Source organism: Oleiphilus sp. HI0123 (assembly GCF_001635315.1).
This window is the reverse complement of record NZ_LWGE01001360.1, coordinates 1-3,274: the sequence shown is the minus strand read 5'-3', so window position 1 is coordinate 3,274 and position 3,274 is coordinate 1. Positions and strand designations below refer to the sequence as shown.

Genomic DNA, 3,274 nt, shown 5'->3' with positions numbered 1-3,274 from the left:
CCACCAAATATATTAACCAATACTGCTTTTACATTGTCGTCAGACAAAATAATTTTGAATGCTTCTGAAACACGTTCTTTCGTCGCACCGCCACCAACATCCAAGAAGTTAGCAGGCTTACCACCGTGCAAGTTAACGATATCCATCGTACCCATTGCAAGACCGGCACCGTTAACCATACAACCAACATTTCCGTCCAGAGCAACATAGTTCAATTCGAATTTAGCAGCATGTGCTTCACGCTCATCTTCTTGAGAAGGATCGTGCATTTCACGGATCTTAGGCTGACGATATAAAGCATTGCTATCAACGCCAATTTTTCCATCCAAGCAGTGGATGTTACCTTCGTCTGTAATGACTAGAGGGTTGATTTCTAATAGTGCGAAATCATGATCATTGAACATGTTCGACAAACCCATAAACACTTTTACGAACTGCTTGATCTGATCGCCTTCAAGACCTAACTTGAATGCAAGCTCACGACCTTGATACTGCTGTGGGCCAACCAGTGGATCAATTTCAGCTTTGTGAATCAATTCAGGCGTTTCTTCAGCAACAGTTTCAATTTCAACACCACCTTCAGTAGAAGCCATAAACACTACGCGCTGAGACGCTCTATCTACGACGGCACCCAAGTACAATTCGTTAGCAATATCAGTGCAACTTTCAACAAGAATTTTTGCAACTGGCTGACCACTCTCGTCTGTTTGATACGTGACAAGATTCTTACCCAACCAGCTCTCAGCAAAGGCCTTGATCTCTTCTTTGGACTTAACCAGCTTAACGCCACCTGCTTTACCACGGCCACCTGCGTGAACCTGGCACTTCACTACCCACATATCGCCGCCAATTTTATCGGCTGCAGCAGCCGCTTCGTCAGCTGTGTCACATGCATAACCTGTAGAAACAGGCAGTCCGTATTCAGCAAAGAGTTGTTTTGCCTGATACTCGTGTAAATTCATAATTCATTCCGTCATTTAATTGATTAATGCCACTCGTATTAAGTGGCCGGACAAAATCTCGGTCAATCCTTAACCGATCACATTGCGCCACTCATTGCTGGCACAGCGTAAATCCCTTTTCTTTCCCGTGTTATGTTCGCACTAGCCCCGCTTATCTATTGAAATAATGCGGGGAATATGCGTTATTATTTATTTACGTTTCTTTCTATTTGCAATATGAATCGCATGACCACCAACAGCTAATGCAGCTTCATGGACCGTTTCTGACAATGTTGGGTGAGCAAACATTGTCAAACCAAGGTCTTCAGCGCTAGAACCAAACTCCATCGCGATAACCGCTTGCGCAATTAGCTCAGAAGTACTGCCACCTATCATATGAACACCAAGTACTCTGTCCGTCTTAGCATCTGCTAATACCTTAACCATACCTGCAGTGTTATTCGCTGCCATTGCACGGCCATTTGCAGCAAACGGACAAGTACCAACGTTATACTCAACACCGTCAGCCTTTAGCTGCTCTTCAGTACGTCCAACCCAAGAGATTTCAGGGTTGGTATAGATAACCCCGGGAATCGTATCGTAATTAACTTCAGTCTTTTGACCAGCAATACGCTCAGCAACCATAACCCCCTCTTCAGAGCCTTTATGCGCTAGCATTGGACCACGTACAACATCGCCTACGGCATAAACACCCGGAACGCCTGTATTACAATGGTCATCTACGAAGATAAATCCGCGCTCATCGAGGTTTACACCGCTATCAGCCGCTAACAAGTCTTCTGTTACTGGTCGGCGACCGACAGCGACTATCAACTTATCAACCTTAAGTTCTTGCGCACCTTTGGTATCTTCATAGCTAACGTTTACGAGGCCGCGCTTGATATCGGTACCATTAACACGCGCCTTTAATTTAATATCCAAGCCCTGCTTCTTAAATTGCTTAAGCGCTTCTTTTGCAATTTGCTGATCAACAGAACTTAAGAAGGTATCTTGAGCTTCGAGGACCGTTACTTCAGAACCCAAGCGCGCCCATACACTACCCAATTCAAGGCCGATAACACCTGCCCCGATCACGCCCAAACGCTTAGGAACTTCATCAAAGTTCAGCGCACCAGTTGAATCAACGATATGGCCTTCAGTTAAAGGTGCTGGCGGAATCTCTACAGGTGTTGAACCTGTTGCAAGAATCACATTGTCAGCATCGTAAACAGTAACACCACCCTTGGCATCCGTTACTTCAACCTGCTTACCCGCAAGCAATTTACCCGTACCTTGAATCGACGTTACACCATTTGCTTTGAACAAAGATGCAATACCACCTGTTAAATTCTTAACAATCGTATCTTTACGGCCAATCATCTTAGGCACGTCAATCTTCAAATCGTCCAGGCCAATACCGTGCACGTCAAAATCATGCTTCGCCTCTTCATACTTATGTGAAGACTCAAGCAAGGCTTTTGAAGGGATACAACCCACGTTCAAACAGGTACCACCAAGAATCTGCTTACCTGTCTCAGATGTCCACTTTTCAACACACGCAGTCTTTAAGCCAAGCTGACCACAACGAATTGCAGCAACATATCCAGCCGGACCAGAACCAATTACGATTACATCATACTTATTTGACATTTATATTTATCTCCCGGTTCTCGACTTAAATTTCTAGAAGAATTCTAGCTGGATCTTCAATCATTTCCTTGATCGCAACCAGGAACTGAACAGCTTCTTTACCATCAATCATTCGATGGTCATAAGACAAAGCAAGGTACATCATCGGCAAGATCACAACCTCACCATTAACAGCCATAGGTCTCTCTTGAATCTTATGCATACCCAAAATCGCCGTTTGAGGCGGATTCAAGATTGGCGTAGACATCAAGGAACCGAATACACCACCGTTAGAAATAGTGAAAGTACCGCCTGTCATTTCTTCAATAGAGAGCTTACCGTTACGGGCTTTTTGACCATACTCTTTGATTGATCCTTCAATTGTTGCCAAGCTCATACCATCTGCATCGCGTAAGACTGGTACTACCAGGCCTTTATCACTTGATACCGCTACACCAATATCCTGATAACCATGATAAACAATTTCATCACCATCGATTGACGCATTAACTGCCGGGAAGCGCTTCAAGGCTTCAGCAGCTGCTTTAACGAATAAGGACATGAAACCAAGCTTAGTGCCATCATGCTTCTTCTCAAACAACTCTTTATATTGTTTTCTAAGATCCATTAAGGGCTTCATGTTAACCTCATTAAAGGTGGTCAACATGGCAGTATTTTGACTTGCATCCAACAATCGACGTGCA

3 protein-coding genes are annotated in these 3,274 nt (G+C 44.1%); all 3 read right to left on the bottom strand.

Annotated features, from left to right (window positions below; translation table 11 throughout):
- Window positions 1–962 (bottom strand): ADP-forming succinate--CoA ligase subunit beta (gene sucC / locus A3761_RS17060; protein WP_068634322.1); only part of this gene is annotated, 962 nt, incomplete at its 3' end.
- A gap of 189 nt (window positions 963–1,151) precedes the next feature.
- Window positions 1,152–2,591, bottom strand: coding sequence for a dihydrolipoyl dehydrogenase (lpdA, locus tag A3761_RS17055; protein ID WP_068553414.1), 1,440 nt, complete (start codon window positions 2,589–2,591; stop codon window positions 1,152–1,154).
- 25 nt (window positions 2,592–2,616) lie between these two features.
- Window positions 2,617–3,274: dihydrolipoyllysine-residue succinyltransferase (sucB, locus tag A3761_RS17050; RefSeq protein ID WP_156491915.1), on the bottom strand; the 658-nt coding region annotated here is incomplete at its 5' end.

What these genes read in the sequence shown, in the direction of transcription:
- lpdA (WP_068553414.1), bottom strand. Translation starts at nt 2,591, where the DNA reads ATGTCAAATAAGTATGATGTAATCGTAATTGGTTCTGGTCCGGCTGGA.